At 70.7% G+C, this 774-nt stretch carries 1 protein-coding gene; it reads left to right on the top strand.

The features are described 5' to 3' along the window. A partial coding sequence (locus tag AC3EUV_RS38360) for a homogentisate 1,2-dioxygenase (RefSeq protein ID WP_435604898.1) occupies positions 1-774 on the top strand: 774 nt, incomplete at both ends.

The raw sequence follows: 774 nt of genomic DNA, 5'->3' as shown, positions 1-774 counted from the left end.
GGGCCCGATCCGGCCACGGGGCATCCGGCTCACCGACGTTCCCGCCGCCGATGAGCACGACGAGCGCGCCCTGCCGACGCCGCTGATGTTCAACGAGGACATCACGGTCTCGGTGTCGAAGCGGGCGGTGCCGATGCCGTACTACTTCCGCAACACCGACGGCGACACCCTGTTGCTGGTGCAGTCGGGCAGTGGCGCCCTCGTCACCGACTACGGCACCCTCGCGTATGGGCCGCTGGAGTACCTGGTGATCCCCAAGGGCACCAACTACCGGATCGTCCCCGACCCCGGCGCCGAGCAGCATCTCACCTACGTGGTGGAGACGCGGGAGCCGATCACGCTCCCCGAGCGGGGGCTGCTGGGGCACTTCCTGCCCTTCGACCGCGGCGTCCTCGACGTCCCCAGGCTCGACGCCGGCATCACCGTCCCCTCCGCGCAGAACCCGGCCGGCGAGTGGGAGGTGCTCGTCCAGCGCGCGGGCGCACTGTCGTCGATCTTCTACGCCTTCGACCCCGCCGACGTGGAAGGCTGGACCGGCACCCTGGCCCCCTTCCGGCTGCGCCTGGCAGACCTCCGCCCGCTCGCCTGCGAACGTCTCGAAATACCGCCGGTGGCAAACGCCACCTTCCAGGCCGGGCAGAACTGGTTCGTCACCATGGCCCCCCGGCCCACCCAGACCGCGGACGACGCGGACAAGGCGCAGCCGGCCCATCGCAACGTCGACTACGACGAGCTGTTCGTCTTCCTCGGCACCGGCACCGGCGACGGCGACCA

This window comes from Streptomyces sp. bgisy130 (assembly GCF_057708345.1).
This window is presented reverse-complemented; position numbering and strand designations above follow the sequence as displayed.